The 19,183-nt window shown below is 31.3% G+C and carries 21 protein-coding genes; 5 read left to right on the top strand and 16 right to left on the bottom strand.

Annotated features, from left to right (window positions below):
• Positions 1-144: 144 nt before the first annotated feature.
• The 5 genes from ACTHPI_RS01200 to glpK all read right to left on the bottom strand — a co-directional run bounded on the left by ACTHPI_RS01200 (position 145) and on the right by glpK (position 6,981).
• Positions 145-1,872, bottom strand: coding sequence for a glycoside hydrolase family 13 protein (locus ACTHPI_RS01200; RefSeq protein WP_445352356.1), 1,728 nt, complete (start codon positions 1,870-1,872; stop codon positions 145-147).
• Positions 1,873-1,888: 16 nt separating this feature from the next.
• Entirely contained in the window at positions 1,889-3,544 is a 1,656-nt protein-coding gene (locus ACTHPI_RS01205; protein WP_445352357.1) for an alpha-glucosidase, read from the bottom strand.
• Positions 3,545-3,650: 106 nt separating this feature from the next.
• Positions 3,651-4,601 (bottom strand): LacI family DNA-binding transcriptional regulator, encoded by a 951-nt coding sequence (locus ACTHPI_RS01210; protein ID WP_445352358.1) that lies wholly within the window; start codon positions 4,599-4,601, stop codon positions 3,651-3,653.
• 11 nt (positions 4,602-4,612) lie between these two features.
• Positions 4,613-5,383 (bottom strand): tyrosine-protein phosphatase, encoded by a 771-nt coding sequence (locus ACTHPI_RS01215; protein WP_445352359.1) that lies wholly within the window; start codon positions 5,381-5,383, stop codon positions 4,613-4,615.
• A 95-nt stretch (positions 5,384-5,478) separates the two neighbouring features.
• The gene (glpK, locus tag ACTHPI_RS01220) at positions 5,479-6,981 is read right to left on the bottom strand and encodes a glycerol kinase GlpK (RefSeq protein ID WP_445352360.1); all 1,503 of its coding nucleotides are present in this window, start codon (positions 6,979-6,981) and stop codon (positions 5,479-5,481) included.
• Between the two features lie 140 nt (positions 6,982-7,121).
• Between glpK and thiD the strand changes: the two genes are divergently transcribed.
• From thiD to ACTHPI_RS01240, 4 genes are all read left to right on the top strand, one after another.
• Positions 7,122-7,937, top strand: a complete 816-nt coding sequence (gene thiD, locus ACTHPI_RS01225; protein ID WP_445352361.1) for a bifunctional hydroxymethylpyrimidine kinase/phosphomethylpyrimidine kinase — start codon at positions 7,122-7,124, stop codon at positions 7,935-7,937.
• 98 nt (positions 7,938-8,035) lie between these two features.
• Complete coding sequence (locus ACTHPI_RS01230) at positions 8,036-8,383, top strand: hypothetical protein (RefSeq protein WP_445352362.1); 348 nt, start codon at positions 8,036-8,038, stop codon at positions 8,381-8,383.
• Between the two features lie 154 nt (positions 8,384-8,537).
• Positions 8,538-9,458, top strand: coding sequence for a hypothetical protein (locus ACTHPI_RS01235; protein ID WP_445352363.1), 921 nt, complete (start codon positions 8,538-8,540; stop codon positions 9,456-9,458).
• Between the two features lie 333 nt (positions 9,459-9,791).
• Positions 9,792-10,163 (top strand): hypothetical protein, encoded by a 372-nt coding sequence (locus ACTHPI_RS01240; protein WP_445352364.1) that lies wholly within the window; start codon positions 9,792-9,794, stop codon positions 10,161-10,163.
• Positions 10,164-10,266: 103 nt separating this feature from the next.
• On the opposite strand, the gene ACTHPI_RS01245 is transcribed toward ACTHPI_RS01240, so the two are convergent.
• Together ACTHPI_RS01245 and ACTHPI_RS01250 are read right to left on the bottom strand one after the other, a co-directional pair.
• Positions 10,267-10,437, bottom strand: coding sequence for a hypothetical protein (locus ACTHPI_RS01245; RefSeq protein ID WP_445352365.1), 171 nt, complete (start codon positions 10,435-10,437; stop codon positions 10,267-10,269).
• Between the two features lie 160 nt (positions 10,438-10,597).
• Positions 10,598-11,467 carry an Rgg family transcriptional regulator gene (locus ACTHPI_RS01250; protein WP_445352496.1) on the bottom strand — a complete coding sequence of 290 codons (870 nt, stop codon included), beginning with the start codon at positions 11,465-11,467 and terminating at the stop codon, positions 10,598-10,600.
• A 142-nt stretch (positions 11,468-11,609) separates the two neighbouring features.
• On the opposite strand from ACTHPI_RS01250, the gene ACTHPI_RS01255 reads away from it, so the two are divergent.
• Positions 11,610-12,296: a type 1 glutamine amidotransferase gene (locus ACTHPI_RS01255; protein ID WP_445352366.1), complete on the top strand. Its 687-nt coding sequence runs from the start codon at positions 11,610-11,612 to the stop codon at positions 12,294-12,296.
• A gap of 34 nt (positions 12,297-12,330) precedes the next feature.
• Here ACTHPI_RS01255 and ACTHPI_RS01260 read toward each other — a convergent pair whose 3' ends face one another.
• The 9 genes from ACTHPI_RS01260 to ACTHPI_RS01300 form a co-directional block, all read right to left on the bottom strand.
• The gene (locus ACTHPI_RS01260; protein WP_445352367.1) at positions 12,331-13,254 is read right to left on the bottom strand and encodes an EamA family transporter; all 924 of its coding nucleotides are present in this window, start codon (positions 13,252-13,254) and stop codon (positions 12,331-12,333) included.
• A 71-nt stretch (positions 13,255-13,325) separates the two neighbouring features.
• Positions 13,326-14,258 (bottom strand): EamA family transporter, encoded by a 933-nt coding sequence (locus ACTHPI_RS01265; RefSeq protein WP_445352368.1) that lies wholly within the window; start codon positions 14,256-14,258, stop codon positions 13,326-13,328.
• A 109-nt stretch (positions 14,259-14,367) separates the two neighbouring features.
• The gene (locus ACTHPI_RS01270) at positions 14,368-14,790 is read right to left on the bottom strand and encodes a hypothetical protein (protein WP_445352369.1); all 423 of its coding nucleotides are present in this window, start codon (positions 14,788-14,790) and stop codon (positions 14,368-14,370) included.
• A gap of 6 nt (positions 14,791-14,796) precedes the next feature.
• Entirely contained in the window at positions 14,797-15,684 is an 888-nt protein-coding gene (locus ACTHPI_RS01275; RefSeq protein WP_445352370.1) for a hypothetical protein, read from the bottom strand.
• A 108-nt stretch (positions 15,685-15,792) separates the two neighbouring features.
• Positions 15,793-16,272 carry a hypothetical protein gene (locus ACTHPI_RS01280; protein ID WP_445352371.1) on the bottom strand — a complete coding sequence of 160 codons (480 nt, stop codon included), beginning with the start codon at positions 16,270-16,272 and terminating at the stop codon, positions 15,793-15,795.
• Positions 16,265-16,864: an ATP-binding cassette domain-containing protein gene (locus tag ACTHPI_RS01285; RefSeq protein ID WP_445352372.1), complete on the bottom strand. Its 600-nt coding sequence runs from the start codon at positions 16,862-16,864 to the stop codon at positions 16,265-16,267. Before ACTHPI_RS01285 ends, ACTHPI_RS01280 begins: the two co-directional genes overlap by 8 nt.
• Before the next feature lie 9 nt (positions 16,865-16,873).
• Positions 16,874-17,452, bottom strand: coding sequence for a hypothetical protein (locus tag ACTHPI_RS01290; RefSeq protein WP_445352373.1), 579 nt, complete (start codon positions 17,450-17,452; stop codon positions 16,874-16,876).
• On the bottom strand, positions 17,452-18,273 hold the full coding sequence (locus ACTHPI_RS01295) for a hypothetical protein (protein ID WP_445352374.1): 822 nt from the start codon (positions 18,271-18,273) through the stop codon (positions 17,452-17,454). Before ACTHPI_RS01295 ends, ACTHPI_RS01290 begins: the two co-directional genes overlap by 1 nt.
• Positions 18,273-19,085, bottom strand: a complete 813-nt coding sequence (locus ACTHPI_RS01300) for a hypothetical protein (protein WP_445352375.1) — start codon at positions 19,083-19,085, stop codon at positions 18,273-18,275. Before ACTHPI_RS01300 ends, ACTHPI_RS01295 begins: the two co-directional genes overlap by 1 nt.
• Positions 19,086-19,183: the final 98 nt, after the last annotated feature.

The raw sequence follows: 19,183 nt of genomic DNA on the forward strand, positions 1-19,183 counted from the left end.
TATGAATGTTTTGAAAACGCTTTACAATAGCTTTTTCATTGTTACCGGTATCAGAATTAACAAAATAGTAAAAGAGCACAGTACATCTAACGCCATTTAGTTAAGCATTTTAGACTAGACATACTCTGCTCTTTGTTATTTATTCTAAATTTCACTGTTATAAACTACAAAGCCTTTAGGACTAAGGATGCCATTTTTATATCCTTGGCTAATATTATCATTGACTGTTATCTTTATATCTTTATTAGTTGTATTAAAATATGCAACAATTTCTTGATTACCAGTACGTTTAACTTTAATAAGTCCATCTTTTGTTACAGACAATAAAATCTGACCCTTACTTAAAGTTTCACTATTATCTAAACGATACTTAATAAGATTATGAACTCTCTTCCAAGTATCTTTATCTTTTTTGCTCCAATCCATTGGCTTACGGCAATCTGGATCATTTCCACCGTTCATTCCCATTTCTGTTCCATAATAAATACATGGACTACCCAGTTGCAAAAACATAAAAGTTAAAGCTTGCAGAGCTAATTCTTGGTCATCTTTAGCAACTGTCAAAATTCTGGCAGTATCGTGACTGTCAAGCATATTCATCATTACTTGGTTTGTCATATCACGATACATCATCAATTGATCTGTTAAATGCTCTACTAAGTTATTAGCACTTGTTTTCTTTTTAAAGAAATGATCTTCAATTTGTAAAGTGTAAGCATAATTCATAATACCGGAAAATTCATCCCCATTAAGCCATGGACGTGCAGAATGCCAAATTTCACCAACAATATAAAAATCAGGCTTAATCTTTACAAGTTCATCATGAAACTTTCTCCAAAAATGATGATCTACTTCATTCGCTACATCTAAACGCCAAGCATCAATGTCAAAATATTTAACCCAGTAAGTCGCGATTTCTAGCAAGTATTCTTGAACTTCGGGATTTGCAGTATTTAATTTTGGCATATGCTTTTCAAAAGCAAATGTATCATATGGAGCCTCACCTTCTCCTTTTGATGGATTCTTATAAGGCTCAACAGGAAAATAATTAATATGAAACCAATCTTTGAAACGTGACTTCTCACCATTTTTGACAACATCTTGCCATTGCATTGACTTGTCACCTAAATGATTGAAAACTGCATCCAGCATAATTTTCATTCCACGTTTATGAGCTTCATTTACTAATTTATTAAATAACTCTTTATCTCCAAAATCAGGATCAATATCAAAATAATCAATAGTATCATATTTATGATTGGATGGCGCTTTAAAAATCGGACACATATATAAGCCGGTTACGCCCAATTCTTGTAAATAATCCAAGTGATCAATTATCCCTTGTAAGTCTCCACCATAAAAATCATCTCGACCTGGGTGATCTTGAGGATTCCATGGTTTTACATTTTTAGGGTCATTACTTTTATCTCCATTAGCAAATCTCTCTGGAAAAATCTGATACCAAACAGTCTGCTTGACCCAATCTGGTGTTTTAGTCATATCAATTTCATGCAAATATGGTCTCTTAAAGTATGATCCATCTTCGTTAAGATTTTTCTTTGAAAATTCGCTAATCCCACGATCTCCTAAAATAACTTTTGTGCCGTCTTTACCAACAATTTCAAAAGTATATTTTAAGCGGTGATATGGTGCTTTTAAAGTTGCTGCCCAATAGTCACTAACTTGTCCACTGCCAATTTTTTTAAGTTCAATTTTTTTAACTGATTCAGTAGGCATATAATTATCAGTATAATATGCAAAAACCTGTCCTACATCATCTTTACCAGTATGCACACGAACACGAACATGTTTATTATCTAAAGCAAAACAATCTTCACTTTCAGTTCTATGTTTTAATGCTGCTAATTGCATAGATTTCTCCTTATCTTTATTTTTTCAATACAACTCCTGCATAAGGCATTAGTGTTAGCTTTCCATCATTTAAATGATATTGACCAGCCTTTAACAGCTCTTTATTAAAATTACTTGGTAGAGTTATTTGTACTTTTTCTGAACTTAAGGAAACAGCTACAATAGCTTCTTCATTAGCTAGTTTACGCTTATAAACATAACTATTTTCATCTGTAGCCAGCATATAATAGTTACCATCTTGAAAGAGAGCTTCCTTTTTTAGAGCAATCAATTTCTTATAAAAATTCAACACACTATCTAAATTATTTTCTTCTTCAGCTACACATGCTTTATCATGCTTCTCACCATTAAGCCATGGAGTTACGCTACTAAAGCCATAATTAGTTTCATTATTCCAAGGCATTGGACCACGAGCAGGTAATTTATGTGTTTTGCTTACCATATCAATAGCTTGCTTATAAGTTAAACCAGCATCTTCAGCCGCTTGAACAAAGTCTTTTACAGTTTCATCCTTAAACTGCTCAACCTTGTTAAATTTTAAATTCTGCAATCCCAACTCTTCACCATAATAAATAATTGGAATCCCGCGTTGCAAATACATCAATAACGCTAAACTTTCTGCTTCAACATTATTTTTAGCAACTCTTGTTCTCAAGCGCGCCATATCATGATTTCCCCAATATAATACTGGGTTTGAAATTTCAGCTAAAGTCTGCTGCCAAACGGCTTGATTCTGCTTAAATGCAGTCATGTCTAGCTGTTTAGGTTGATAATTTGCTGGAAAATCTTTATTAATGCCATCATCTTTTTCAGTAAAATATCTAAATGTAATTACACTATCCATCAAGTGATTTCGCTTAGTGGTATAATCTACTGCTAAGTTTACACTTGCACTAGCTGCTTCACCTAGTAATAAACAATTTGGATAATCTTGTTTAATTTTTTCACAAAATGGTCTAAGCCATTCTTGTACTTGAGGCAAATTAGCAAAAAATGGTTCTGCAACTACTGGTTCTGAACTATTATTTTTAGTTGGATAACTTTGTCTTAAGTCTGCTTTGGCAATATGGATAAATGCATCCAGCCTTAAACCATCAATCCCTTTTTTTAGCCAATATTCCGCAACTTCTAGCATTGCATGGCGTACTTCTGGATTTTGCCAATTTAAATCTGGCATACGTTTATCAAACAAGTGAAAGTAAAATTGACCAGTTTTTGCTGGATCAGCTTCCCATACACTTCCACCAAAAAAACTCCCCCAATTATTTGGTCGTTGGTTATTATGTCCGGCAAAAATATAATAATCACGATAAATACTATTAGGATCTTTAATTGCATCTTGAAACCATGGATGCTGATCAGAAGTATGGTTAAGTACAAAATCCATAATCACATGTATTCCAGCCTGATGAAGATCATGAATCAAGTTCTCCATGTCTTGCATAGTTCCCATATGAGAATCAATTGCAAAATAATTTGAAACATCATATCCGTTATCAACTTGTGGAGAAACGAAAACTGGGTTAAGCCATACTGCATTAATACCTAATTTTTTTAAATATGGGATTCTTTGCCTAATTCCATTTAAGTCACCAATTCCATCATTATTAGAATCTTGAAATGATTTAGGGTAAATTTGATAAATAATTGCGTGATCATACCAATGCTTCATAATTTTTTCCTCCAAATTCAGTCTACCCGAATTCAGAAACCGTTTTCAAGATTTTTATTTATGTTACCGTTATCAAAAAAGAGACAAAACTTTTAAAGTATTGTCTCTATCGTGTTGATCCTCTTCTAATTAACGTAGGATCTATTAAAATTTCTCCTTGAGGCGAACCTGATTGGTCAATTTTTTGAAGAAGCATATCTGCTAACAATTCACCCATTTTAAAAATTGATTGACGAATTGTAGTTAATTTAGGATTAGATACTTGATCCAAAAATACCCCATCATATCCAATTACACCAAAATCTTCCGGAACTCGTGCATTCATATCTTGCAGTTGCCGAACTACTCCAGTTGCAATTCTATCAGATGCACAAACAAAACAAGTATCTTTTTTTAATTCAGAAAAATGCTCCTTAATTAAACTTTGAGCTGAATGGCTATGATTTGAAATTCGATAAATTTTCGGTATTAATTTATTTTTTTGCAATGTATTAATATAACCAGCTTCACGTGAATATTCAAAAGCCTCTTTAACATCAATCCCAATAAAAATAATATATTTATAAAGTCGAGAAAGAGCATATTCTGTAGCCATGCGCGTTCCTGCTTGATTATCCGTATCAACAAAATCAAAACCACGGTGATTTTCACCGAATAAGACAAATGGTTTCTTCAATTGATCAAACAATTCATAATCCTTTGTTCTGGCCCCAGTAATTAAGTAACCATCTGCACGCCCTATTTCAATTTCATCGCAATTTGTTACTAATTGAAAAGCATAGTGCTTTTTAGTCAAGCCTCTAGCAAATCCAAACAGTAAATTCATATAATAAGGTTCTGTAGTATCAATGTCTTCTAAGGTAACAAACTTTACTACATTACTGCGATGATTAACCAATGCTTGTGCAATGGTATTTGGATGATAATCAAGTTTAGTCATTGCAGCCTCTACTAATGCTCGCAATTCTTCTGTAACTTGTTCCGGATGATTAATGACCCTTGAAACAGTCATTTTAGAAACGTTAGCCTCTTTAGCAACATCAGATAAAGTTACCATATATTTACCTCTTAAACTAAATACATTTCTCGCAATTTATCAATATCACTTTGGGTAAAGCCAAGCTCTTTTTTAAAAAAGTTATCGGGGCTTCCCCATCCACGACGAATTGTTTCAGTAATACCAATAATCGCTGTTCCTTCACCTTTGGTAATATTCATTTTGGCAACCATTTTTGAAATTTCATCATTTGAAGGTAATTGTTTAGAAACTGCAAAATCATATAATTGATTTGTTAATAAATAATCACGAGCAATAGTTTCATCATCTACACCAAATAAAGTTAAAATAAGTGCTGCTGTCATTCCTGTTCTATCTTTACCGGCACTACAGTGAAAAACAAGTGCCTCATCTTCTGGTAATTCTAATAAATATGCAAAAATTTTACTAAATTCTTCTTGACTATGAGAATTCAGTAAAACTCTTTGATAAATTTGTCCAATGTAATTATCTACATTCGGAATATGATGAATGAAACGGAACAACTTACTGTCACCCTTATTTTCTCGCGGATCTTCTGAATAAATATGGGCATCAATATATTTAACATTGGGCCAAAGAACATCTGGTGCAGAAATTTGCTCATATTTTGATCTCAAATCACAATCAACTGTCACTTTCATTCTTGTGAGTTTGATTTTATCATCAAATGATAGTGAACTAAGAGAATCCGAGCGATAAATTTTGTTCCATTTTACAGTTTGACCATTTTTATTCTTATACCCACCTAAATCACGAAAATTTAACGGACCATCTAAAGCAACAATTCTATCATGTGCCATCTTATTTTCCACCTTCTTTTTGAAACCGTTAACATACACAGATATTATACCATTTTAACTATTAATAAATATATCTTAAAATCCGGATTTATATACTATTCACTATGTGCAAAAACTCTAGTTGCTTTTACTGCTTTTTTCCAACCACTATAAAGATCTTTTCTTGTTTGAATATCCATCTCAGGATTAAAAGTCTGTCCTACGATAAAAATACTCTTTAATTCATCAATATCTTTCCAGTACTTAACTGCAAGTCCTGCTAAAAAAGCTACTCCCATGCCAGTTGTTTCTAATACTTTTGCACGTTCAATCTTTGTATTTAAAATATCTGACTGAAATTGCATCAAATAATTATTGTTTGAAGCACCACCATCAACACGCAAAGTAGGAATTGTAATACCTGAATCATTTTGCATAGTATCAACTACATCTCGAGTTTGATAAGCAAGAGATTGCAAAGTAGCTTTAATTAAATCATTATTAGTTGTTCCACGTGTAACACCAAAGATAGCTCCTCTTGCTTCTGAATCCCAATATGGGGCTCCCAGTCCAGTAAAAGCAGGAACAACATAAACTTCATTTTTAGATTTTGATTTTAAAGCTGCTTTTTCAGAATCCGGAGCTGACTTAATCATTTTCATTGAATCACGCAACCATTGGATTGCACTTCCTGCGACAAAAACTGATCCTTCTAATGCGTAAGTAATCTTGCCATTAATCCCATAAGCAATTGTAGTTAATAAATTATTATTTGATTCTGTTGGTTTTTCTCCTGTATTCATAACAATAAATGAACCAGTTCCGTAAGTATTCTTAACCATACCTGGCTTTAATGCAAGTTGACCAAAAAGTGCAGCCTGCTGATCACCTGCCATTGCAGCAATTGGTACTTCTCCACCAAAAAAAGTATAAGGCTTAGTGTAACCATAAATTTCAGAGTTAGACTTTACTTCTGGTAAAAGTGAGCGAGGAATATTAAAAATCTTTAAAATATCTTCATCCCAATCAAGACTATGAATATTGAATAACATCGTTCTAGATGCATTACTATAATCAGTCACATGAACTTGACCATCAGTTAATTTCCAAAGAAGCCAAGTATCAATCGTACCAAAAACTAACTCACCTTTTTCAGCACGCTCTTGTGCTCCTTCAACATGATCTAATATCCAACGAATTTTTGTTGCACTAAAATATGGATCAATAATTAAACCAGTTTTTTTACGAATTATTTCACTATAACCATCACGTTTTAATTTTTCTGCTAAATCAGTAGTTTGTCGAGATTGCCAAACTACCGCATCATAAATTGGCTTTCCTGTTTTTTTATCCCAAATTACTGTTGTTTCTCGTTGATTCGTAATACCAATAGCTTCTATTTGATCTGGACGAATTCCCGACTCAATAAAACAAGTCGCAATAGTTGTTTGAACTGCTGTCCATATTTCTTCTGCTTTATGTTCAACCCAACCAGGTTGAGGAAAGTATTGCGGAAATTCTTTTTGAGCCGATGTAACTTTCTTTCCTTTATGATCAATAATCATAGCTCTGGTTGAAGTGGTTCCTTCATCAATAGCCATTATGTATTTTTCTGACAAAATAATCCCTCCAAGAAAACGTTTTCTAATTAAGTTTAATAGAATTTATCATATAAAAAAAGTCTTTTCACTGTTTTTTCTACTATTATTAGTTATACTACTCTTATATAGATAGTAGAAATTAAAAACGGAGGGTAATTATGGAGCAAGAACCAATTGCAGTAACAATTGCAGGGAATGATAGTGATGGTAGTGCAGGGATGCCAGCCGATCTTCACTCTTTTTATGCAAGAAATGTTTATGGAATGGGATTACTTACTGCAGCTGTTGCAGGGAACACCACTGGAATTTACGCTCAAGAAGTAATGCCAGTTAACTTTATTCAAAAGCAATTTGATGTTTTAGCAGAAGATTTTAATATTAATGCCGCTAAAACTGGAATGGTTGCTGATTCTAAAATTATGAATTGCGTTGCTGACAACTTAGAAAAATATGACTTCGGTAAAATTGTCATTGATCCAGTAATTTCAACTAAGCACGGTAATACTTTGATGGATGATGACTCTTATAATACTTTCATTAAACGACTTGTTCCATTAGCAGATGTAATTACACCTAACTTCTATGAACAAAGAAAACTTACTGGCCTTGAGTTAAATACTATTGATGAAATAAAAAAGGGTGCCCGTCTACTACAAGATATGGGTGCTAAAAATGTCTTAATGAAAGGACGACATGACTTAGATAATCAAACAGAAGTAACGGATTTATTATTAACTGAAGATGGAAAGTTCCATACTTTTACTAAACCTTACTTTAAAACTGACCGCGTAAACGGAACTGGCGATACTCTTTCAGCAGTAATTGCGGCTGAACTTGCTAAAGGTAATTCTATTTTAAATAGTGTAAAAATTGCTAAAGACTTCACTTATGATGCAATTTCTCATCCGATTGAAGTCGGTTCTAAATGGGGACCAATTAACCATATGGCCGCACAAAAAGAAACTAAAGAATAAAAATAACTGCTTCCAAAAAAGGAAGCAGTTTTTGGTTCATTTTGTTTGATATTAAAGACATTTGGGTCCATAGTGAGAGTGAATAAGTAATTGAGAATATGGATGAAAAGAGGCGCATCACTATGAATCCAATCTTTGGTGCTATGTTATGGGCATTAATAGTTGTCTTTATTATTATGGGAAGTAGATGGCTCTACACTAGTAATAGAAACAGACCATTTTTTAAATTGATTAAGAATGATGTTGTCAAAAGAAAAAAAGAAATTCGTGGTCTATATATTTCAAGTTTATTAACAGTTTTTATTGGATTATTGATGATTTCAATGATTTATTATCAATTTAACATAGATTCTTTCGCTGAATATTTCTTTGGTTTCTGTTGCGTCTTTGTAGGATTAGCTACCACACTGATACTAATGGGAGAAACTAAGAATGATACCAATTAACCAATTCATTGCGAATTGGTTTTTTGTTTTGACTTTTTTGCAGAGGTGCAAGATTTCTTTAATTTAGTTTGAAGTGAATTATTTTTTGGAATATGATGCAATTAACCTAGGGGAATATTAGTGGATTCACTTTAATAATTGTGAGGAGAATTTTGTGAAAACTACAAATACACTTATTACTTTAGTTGCCAGCATAACTTTGGCATTAAGTTTTTCCAGTCAAGTATCCGCTGCTTCAGTCAACAATGATACAATTAGTCAAAAATCGGATAATGAAACAGATGAATTTATTAAAGCTTATGAAGCAGGACGCTCAAAAGGAATCTTAAATGATGAAAATATGAGTAAATCCAACTTTATTGAACTTTGTAAAAAATCAGTATTTCCAGCTTATCTTGAATATTCTAAAGATAATCCTACTGTATCATTTGCTCAATATATTGCTGATGATAATTACGAAGTTCCAAGACTTCAACCAGGAGATCATCCAACTACCGTAAGAGCCAATGATGAATCAGATAATGGAAAATATTCTGCATTATTTCCAAGTCTTATTGCAGCTCATAGCGGATATAGTATGAAAGCAGGAGATATTTTAATTTGTTACGGATCAGACTCAATGGGTAAATATGTTGGGCATGCAGCTATTGCAACATCTGCAAATTATATTTTAGAAATGCCTGGAACTCTAAATGGACGTAGATCTGCCAAGAATAATGCTCGCCATATATCTAAAAAAGATTTCTTTACTACTTATGCAAATGGATCTGGAAAATATGTTAGTGTTTACAGAATGAAGGATCATCCTATAATTTCTGACCATGCTTCTACTTATGCGTACAGATATATGTATAAAACTGGTAATCCTACTTATTCTTTGGTTGCACAAGCACAAGACTTATATACTAAATCACCAAGTTATTGTTCAAAATATGTATATTATGCATATTATCAAGAAGATCCTTCTACGGTATTCATGCCACCAACACCTATTTTATTAAGACCGCATAATCTTATGAACCAATTTATGCCTGCTTACAAAGTATCATATATTCATAAAATAACGAGATATTAATCATGCAAAAATTATTCAGAACTATCCTAGCTATAATCGGATTAATTCTATCATTTATTACTTTGTCTATTTTTATTCAAAGTAATACCGCAAATTTTTCCAAAAATGATTATTTATTTGGATTATATATTTTCTGTTTATTTATTTCTGCTATTTTAATTCTATTTAGAAAGTTATCACTAGGCTGCTTGATAATAAATATTTTAATTATGCTTATTACAATAACTTTTTGGCTTCAATTTCCTTCTATAGCAGTAATTTATACTTATTTTCTTGCATACAATGTACTATCGTCTTTAATTTGCATTTATTATTTGAAAAATAATACCCAAAATGAAAATAATTAAATATCTATTTCAAACAATCACTATATTTTTATTAATCTTCATTACTTCAATTACAGCGATAAATCTATCTGACTATATTAATTCCGCAAATATCATGGGAATTAAAGATTTTATCATTCCCATAATAGGTCATGTAATTGCTATATTAGTACTAATTTTTGAGTTAATTTTTACTTTTAAAAAGCAAAAATTTAATAAGGTAATTGTTATACTTCTTACATTAGTTGTTTTAACTGCAGTAGGATTAGGTTTACCAATTGGCTGGGGGCCAGGATTATTGAATTATAACTTTATTGTACTGGGGTTAATTTTAATTTTAAAAATTATTGAGAAAAAAATATGTCAATCAAAATCTTGAAATTTATAGTTTTAATGTTAGATATTGTTGTATTTGGAATTATTTCAGTTAATGTATTATTTTCATTAGGTTCTGGAATACATAGTAATGTTGACTTAATCCGTTATGTGTTTTTAGGACTAGTAGCAATATTATTACTAGCTTTGCCAATATTAAACTTCTGCAAAACCAAACTACGCACAAGTTTAAGTTTATTAATTATTGGAATCATCTCTGCAATAATTGCATGGAATTCGATAGTTTCTACTTTTGCAATAATTAATTTTGTACTCATTGGAATTATTGCTTATTACTCGAAAGGACTATCTAAATGAAAAAGAAGGTCTTTGCAGTTTTTACAACAATTGCACTAACTTCAGCATATGATGTTTTGAACCTAAATGTTGTAACCCACCTAATTTCAACGTTTATCCATTAACAAAAAGAAGCGCGAATTATTTCGGGCTTCTTTTCTTTTGTGCTACATCTTTAAATAATAGTGCTAGCTCATTTGCATATTCAGAATATCCTACTTCGCCCAGCAGCGAAGTAACTTTTTCCATTTCTTGAATTGCAAAATTATCCCCTAATTGATAATTAAGTAGATCATTTAGGAAAGACAATTTCACTTTTGCATACATTAAGTATCGCGGAATCTCTAAATTCTCTAATAGTATTTTTGCTTTTTTAGCTAAAACTATATTTTTCTTAATAAGTTTTGTATAAGCATTAAGTAAAGCTATAATCATGCAATTTTTTCTTTTTATATCCACATTTGAAATTTCATCTATAGCAATAACTATACTTTTCATATATTGAAAAATTCTCTCATTATCTATAACTTCTACTACATTTCCAAATGCTCTGCTATAGTATTCATTCCAACTTTGAACATTATCAAAAATCGAATATAATTCTGCTTTCAACTTATTAGAAAGAATGCTTTTATTAGTCAAATCTTTATACATGCAACAAATCGTTGCTACTAAAAACAAATCAAGTTCTTCTGTAGTATTATTATAATTTTTTAGCTGAGTTTGAGCTAATTCATACAGCCCTACACTATCTTTTTCTAAATATAGTTTCTTTAATTTCTCAAATATTGCATCCTTTTCATTATTACTTTTTTTAGCAATTATAATGAATTCGTCAGGATACATATTTATTTTCTTCAAAAGCTCAATTACATTACCAAAATACATGTCACCTTTGCCATTTTCCCAACGTGATAAGGTGGCTGCATCAACGATTCTGCTCGAAGCTTGGCTTAAGGTTAAACCATGTTTTTTGCGTAACTTTTTATAAGTATTTCCGTATATATCGATGTTATCTACTTCTTTTCTATAATTTCAAAAAATAATTAAAACATTCTTTTAATAATTATTCAAACCATTCTTTTCTTTGCCCAAGTTACTATCTTTAATGTACAATAAAAAGAGTTAATTATAGAAATCAAGGGATATAAAAATGAACGAAAAGCTAGTTAAAATTGCATATTTATACGAAGATTTAATGAACACCTATGGAGATTCTGGAGACGTTAAGATTTTAAGTTTTTTATTAAAAAAGCAAGGTTATGATACTCAAGTTGATAATATTTCACTTGGGGATAAATTTGATGCTTTTGATTATGACTTTGTCTTTTTCGGTGGTGGTCAAGACTTTGAACAGACTGTTGTTGCTAAAGACTTACCACGCCATAAAGTAACTTTAGACAAGTACGTTAACGATGGTAATCCAATGCTTTGTATTTGCGGTGGCTACCAATTGATGGGAAGCTACTACAAGACTAACTCTGGTGTAACTATTAAGGGACTTGGAATTTTACCACTCCATACTGTCTTCAAAGCTGATAAGCGTATGATTGGTGATACTAAGTATCGAACTGAATGGGGAGAAGTCACTGCCTTTGAAAATCATTCAGGTCAAACTTATTTTGACAATACTGATAAATTGCATCCCTTAGGCGAGATGATTGAGGGATATGGCAATAATCCTCAAGATAAGTGTGAAGGTTTACGCTATCGAAACTTCATCGGTTCATATTCACATGGTCCACTTCTTAAGAATGTTAACGTTGCAAATGCTATTGTTGAAATGATCTTAAAGCGCCATGATGAACGCATTAACAATGTTCAAGAAAAAGCAGAATAATACAAAAATCACGAAGCAATATGCTTCGTGATTTTTAATTCTTTTCAAGTTTAGATTTCTTTTTCTTCTTAGGAGTAATATTTAATGCCATTGCTGCTAAAACAACTAATATAGATCCAATCCAATCCATTGGCTTCATTACTAATCCAAAGCAAAGCACTGACCCAATTGTTGCAGAAAACGGTTCAAATGCATCAAGCAAACTTGCAGTTGAAGCTTTAATAAATCTAAGTGAATTAGTCATCAATTGAAATGGAATTAAAGTCCCAATCACAATTACACATCCTGTATAAAGCCATACTTGTGGAGTGTTGGGAATTTTTGGCCAAGATGGATGAACTATCATTAAACAAATTCCAGCAGAAAGCAAACCCCAACCAGTTACGACTAAACTAGAAACTCGCTTTAAAACATTGATTGGGATTAAAGTATTAGTTGCTACACCAACTGCAGAAAGCAAGCCCCAGAATAAGACTTCTGGAGTAATTGCAAAACTATTAAACTTCCCATGTGTTGCAAGAAGTACTACCCCAATAAATGCTGCAATTGCTGCAACTACATCAATGGTACGCATGACTTGTTTTTTTGTAACTGCTAAGTATGCCATCACAAAAAATGGACCTATAAATTGTAATATAGTCGCAATTGAAGCATTGGCTTTAGCAACCACAATGAAGTAGAACAATTGTACTGGTAATAATCCAAAAACTCCATATGCAATCAATATCCAAGCATCATGTTTATTCGTCATTGTTTTAAGTGGTTTTTGTTTAAAAAAACCTGCCACAATCAACAAAATAATTCCCGAAGTTACCATTCTAATCTGTGATAACCATATTGGTGTAATACTTGGACTAGTATTAAATAAAGCCTTCGCAAAAAGACCAGAAATCCCCCACATCACACAAGCTAAGGCTGCCATAAATGCCCAAAATTGCCTTTGTTTTCTTGAATCCATCTAATTTAATTCCTCCTCATTTTTCACAATATCCATCATAACATATAAGCTACCAATAATTGGTAGCTTGTTTATTCTTCTATTTCTTCAATTTTATTAACTTTAGATTTAGGTACAATATTCAATGCCATTGCCGCTAAAACAATAAGAACTGAACCAAACCAATCAATCGGCTTCATTATTAAGCCAAAACATAGTACTGATCCAATTGTTGCCGCAAGTGGTTCAAATGCGTCAAGTAAGCTCGCGGTTGAAGCTTGAATAAAACGAAGAGAATTAGTCATCAATTGAAAAGGAATTAATGTTCCAATCACAATTACTCCAGCAGTATATAACCATACTCGTGGTTCATTTGGAACATGGGGCCAAGATGGATGAATAATCATTAAACAGATTCCAGCAGAAAGTAGTCCCCAACCAGTTACGACTAAACTTGAAATTTTGCGTAATTTTAATACATGAATTGGAATTAAAGTATTAGTTGCTACTCCAATCGCTGATAAAAATCCCCAGAACAAAGTATCAGGTGTTAGTGCTAAATGAGTAAAATTGCCATGCGTTGCTAAGAGTACTACACCAACAAAGGCCGCAAGTGCTGCAATTGCATCAAGTCTTCTGATAACTTGTTGATGACGAAGTGCCAAATATGCCATCACAAAAAATGGTCCTATAAACTGTAAAATAGTAGCAATTGAAGCATTGGCTTTTTGTACAACAATAAAGTAAAAAAGCTGAAATGGAACTAAACCAAAAATACCATAAGCAACAATTTCTACAGCATCACGTTTATTAGTCATCGTTTTAAATGGCTTTTGCTTAAAAAATCCAGCCGCAATAATTAAGATAATACCCGATACTACCATTCTGACTTGCGTTAACCACATTGGAGTAATTGCCGGACTCAAATTGAACAAAGCCTTCGCAAAAAGACCTGATATTCCCCACATAACGCACGCTACTGCTGCTAGAAAAGCCCAAAGCTGACGCTGTTTTTTCGTAACCATTTTTTATCTCCCAAACTTAATTGAATACCTAATTTTAACATTTTAAGATTAAGAAAAAAGCTAAAAATAAAAAAGCCTGAGAAATTATTTTTCTCAAAGCTTTTTAAAACTATCTTACTGTATATACCTTTTCTTTTCCAAATGGTTCTTCTTTAATATAAACCTTCCATTTACCGGAAAATTTAGCAGCACTTATAGAATACTTATATGGACTATCTAATTCATCATATTTGCCTAGATGAATATTATTTTTTCGAAATAATATTTTATTCTTTTTCAAAGTTTTTTTAGTAGAAAATGAACTTTGATAATCATAAATAGTAATAAATTTTCCGTTAATTTTAACTGCATCAAAATCTATAGGTTCATATCCTTGTTGATTTGTAACTTTTTGCATTTGTTGTAATGCAATTGCCTTTTGATTCTCTAAATATATATCTTGACATGTATTAAAAATGCAAAATAATATAAATATCCAAAGAGGAGATGTTAACAAAATCAACAGTACTTTACGTGGTTTTATAGCTTTCATAGATATTTAGTATGTTGCAACCTTATATGGTGCATATGTGTTATTAAAAGTATTAATTAAAGCTTTAGGCATTACATATGTTAATCCAGCTGACCATGTTCCAATAACATTATAATTACCTGAACCATAATAAAATGATTGCCATACTAACTTAGAACAATAATTTGAATCAAAACTTCTTAAACTAGGAGTAATTTTATATGTTATATATCTATTTTTAGTTTTAGAGTGTGTACTACTCCAAAATTTATAATCAGCATAATTTGCAACTTTAGAACTCATAGTTTTATTTTTAGGACGCCAAATCTGAATTTTTGCTTTACCATGATTGCACCATTTATCTATCCATTGGCTTTTAGTTTTCTGACTATTATTATTAGGTATTCCTGTAACCAACCACTTTACAACATTATATCCACCTGGCATTTCTAAAATATAATTATCAGTTGTAGCTATTGCCGCATGTCCCACTGCTCCACCAACTAATAAAATATCTCCTTTTTTTACTTTACCCATAAATTTTGCTCTCCGCGATGTGGTATATAATGATAAAAACGGTGAATATATCTCTTCATCATTATCAGACTTATCATTTGCAAAAGGAGAAGAACCATCTGGCATAGCACCATAATTATTATCTTGGGCAAAGTATTCTTCAAAATCGATAGTATTATTATCAATATCTAGATACATATCTTTAGCTTGATCATAAGCTGTTAAAAAATCTGAATAATTATAAGTAGATTTTTGTATTTTACCGTCACGTATTCCCTGATTATATAGATTTAAAGCTTCTGAATTATCAGAACGAGGGGAAGCAAATACATTTCCACTACTAGTAATTAATATTATTATATTCAGTATTATGCTTGCTATTAATTTGTTTAATTTCATATATTTACTCCTTTGTAATTTATATCAATATAATACTTAGTTTACAAAAAATAAAGTGCTTTCATTGAATTTAAATAAAAAAGCCTGAGAAATTATTTTTCTCAAACCCTACATTAAAACTCTAAATATTCCTATCGCTACTGCCACTAATACATATCTTATCCAATTAGGCAATTTATACATTGGCAGTCCCACTAACACTATCCACATAATAATAAATCCAGCCAATATTTCCGAGGAAATAATCCAGTTTCTACTATTATAAAGAAACATATGAATTAAAATTACTGATATTAAATATCCCAAAAATTTTCTATCAAATGCTTGCCATCGTTTTTTAAAGTCTACTTTTCTAAAAAGCAAAAAATTCTCTATTGAATCAGCTTCACTTCTTGCAAAAATAATAGAAGCGTAATCAAAGAAAATAACATTTGCATTCAATAAAGCTACTCTTAAGGGCTTACTAATCAAGCCGAAATTAACCACTTGCATCTTATTCAGGGTCAATTCTGGTAAGTTTATCCTAGCTAAAAATAATATTAAAGCTGTAATAAACGCATAAATCCAAAACCTGCGCTTTCTACTCACCTTCCAAGACTCCATCTACTAACTTCAATTCTTTATCATACTTAAGATTTGGAATGTCATCATGATTAGCAATAATTACAGCCCGATTTTGCTTTTTCAATTCTTCTAATATTTCTACAAAAACTGCAATTCCTTCTTTATCAATTCCACGAGTTGGTTCATCTAACAAAACAATATTCTGCTTTTCCATGATTGCTTGAATAATGCCGAGTTTTTGACGCATTCCAATTGAATACTTGCTTACAGCCTGTGAATCATCTGGATCAAGTGATAAGCGTTTCATTAACTTGCGTACTTGAGCTTCATTATAATTATTATTAAGTTCGGCCAAGAATTTCATATTTTCAAGACCTGCTTCATATTCAAGAAAGCCTGGATTTTCAATAAGTGCACCAATTACATCTCCATCATCAACATTAACTGTGCCACTATTTTGCTTTAAAATTCCAGTAATAATCTTAAAAATCGTCGACTTACCAGAACCATTTTTTCCTATAATATGAAGTCGCTCTCCGGGTTGTAATTCAAAGGATACATCTTTTAGGACTTCTTTTTTGCCAAACTTTTTATTTAAATTCTCAACTTTTAACATACTTTCTCCTTAATAATAAATATGGTGGATTGCTTGATATAATGGATCAAAGATAATGCTATACTTAACCATTAATATTGGCCGTTCTAAGTTATAGTGATATAGCAGCGTTACAAGTAATGCAAAGACAAATGCCAAATATGGATATGGCATACTATAAGCAGCTATCATAATTAGCATTACGATAAGCATTAATAGCATATGCATTACTAATAGAAGTAATCCCAAGCGCCAATCTCCAACTTGAAATAACTTCGTCCGATGAATCAAACAATATGGAATTAATAGACAACTCCAAAAAATAAGCCAGTCTAACAATACTAATCTAAATAATTTTAAAATAGTTTCATTTGTTTTATTACGCACTTCAATCATATTTCTAATTGGACGAAGTCGTAGAATCTGAGTAAAAACAATCAAATAAACTGCAGTTTGAAAATATAACGATACTCCATGCCCATATAAAAATACATATGGAATATCAGCCATCTCATAATGGTGACTACTATAGAAAAAACTAGTAACTAAACCAATCCCAGCTATCCAAAGAAGCGTCTGTTTAAAATATCTTTCTGTCTTATCTTGCATTAGGCACCTCGCAATTGCTTCTTATACCATAATCTAATTAATAAAAATGAAACACTTGCATAAATTATGGCAATTATTATCCAAGTTAAAGGTAATCCTAATGGTGGATATTGACTGTTAAAACTAATCTGTCCGGGTGCAATCAAGTTAAATATTGAAAGTATATTAACCAAAAATATAGTAAATGAATTAATAGGAAGTAAAAAAACAAACATAATCAATGCTAGTCCTACAACAGCACTTAAAATTAGGTAAATAGCATTTTTCTTAATAAATAATCCTATTGCAAAAATTAGCACTGCAAATATTCCCCAACCAATGGAAGAGGATAAAATATACCAAATTGTCTGAACACCAAAATTATTAGAAAATGTTGCAGCAAATTCTCCAAACATTATTTTGCCGGAAAAGTTCAATGGAAAATAAAACCAATTTATTACTATCAATTCATATAAATATACAAATACTGTAAGTAAACTCGCAGTACAAAAAACATTAACTATGCTCTTTAGAAAGAACTTTTTATACCCTATTCTTTGAATAATATTATTAAACTGATTATTATTCTTCATAAAAATAATATAAAATGAACTTAATCCCGAAATAATTAATAGATTTATAACATCTTTTGTTAAAGAACTTTCTACCTCACTAAACTGAATATTAAAAAACATAGTAATTGCTGAAGTATTACTTAATCCTACTCCTTGTACATCCTTAATTGCAGCAAAAATACAATAAGTAACTACTATTAAATAAAATAATATCCCTATTACAATTATCTTTTTTGTTCTTTTTGTCATCCCTTTTTCCTCTTTCATTAAGCACCTCGTAATTGCTTCTTATACCATAATCTGATTAATAAGAACGAAACAGATGCATAAATTATGGCAATTATTATCCAAGTTAAAGGTAATCCTAATGGTGGGTATTGGCTATGTATAGAAACTTGACCTGGTGCTATCAAATTAAATATTGTAGTTATGTTAGCTACAAACACAGTAATTGAATTAATAGGAAATAAAGCAAAGAATAGCATTAACGCTAATCCTACAACAGCTCCTGAAATTAGGTAAATAGCATTTTTCTTAATAAATAATCCTATTGCAAAAATTAGCACTGCAAATATTCCCCAACCAACGGAAGAAGTAATCAAATATGCAATTAAATGAATCAAACTATTACTTGAAAAATGGGGTCGTTGACTTACTACTAGACTATTTGAAGTAAAAGCAAATGGAGGATAAAACCAATTAATTAACACTATTTCATAAAGCCGAACACCCAATGCAAAAACGCTAGCAAATGAAAAAACATGTAAAACTGATGTCTGTAAATACTTTTTGTAGCCAATTCTCTGAATTATGTTAGTTATACTATTATTGTTCTTAATGAAAATAATATAAAATGAACTGAATACTGGTATTAAAAGTAATGGCATCATACTTGTAATAAATCCGTCATCTGCAAACCCAAATGGCTGTACACCAAGAAACATATATATTCCATTATCCACATCAAACTTTAACCCAGGACGGAGTTCTTCTTTAATAGCAGCTAATACCATATAAGTCGTTAATGCAAAATATATTATTGCCCCTATTACAATTATCTTTTTTGTTCTTTTTGTCATCCCTTTTACCCTTTCAATTATTCACAAAAAGAGAGCTGACTAAGATCTCCCATTGTTTATTATTTGCAATCCGAACTATAAAGTGGAACTTTATATAG

This window comes from Lactobacillus sp. PSON (assembly GCF_052615405.1).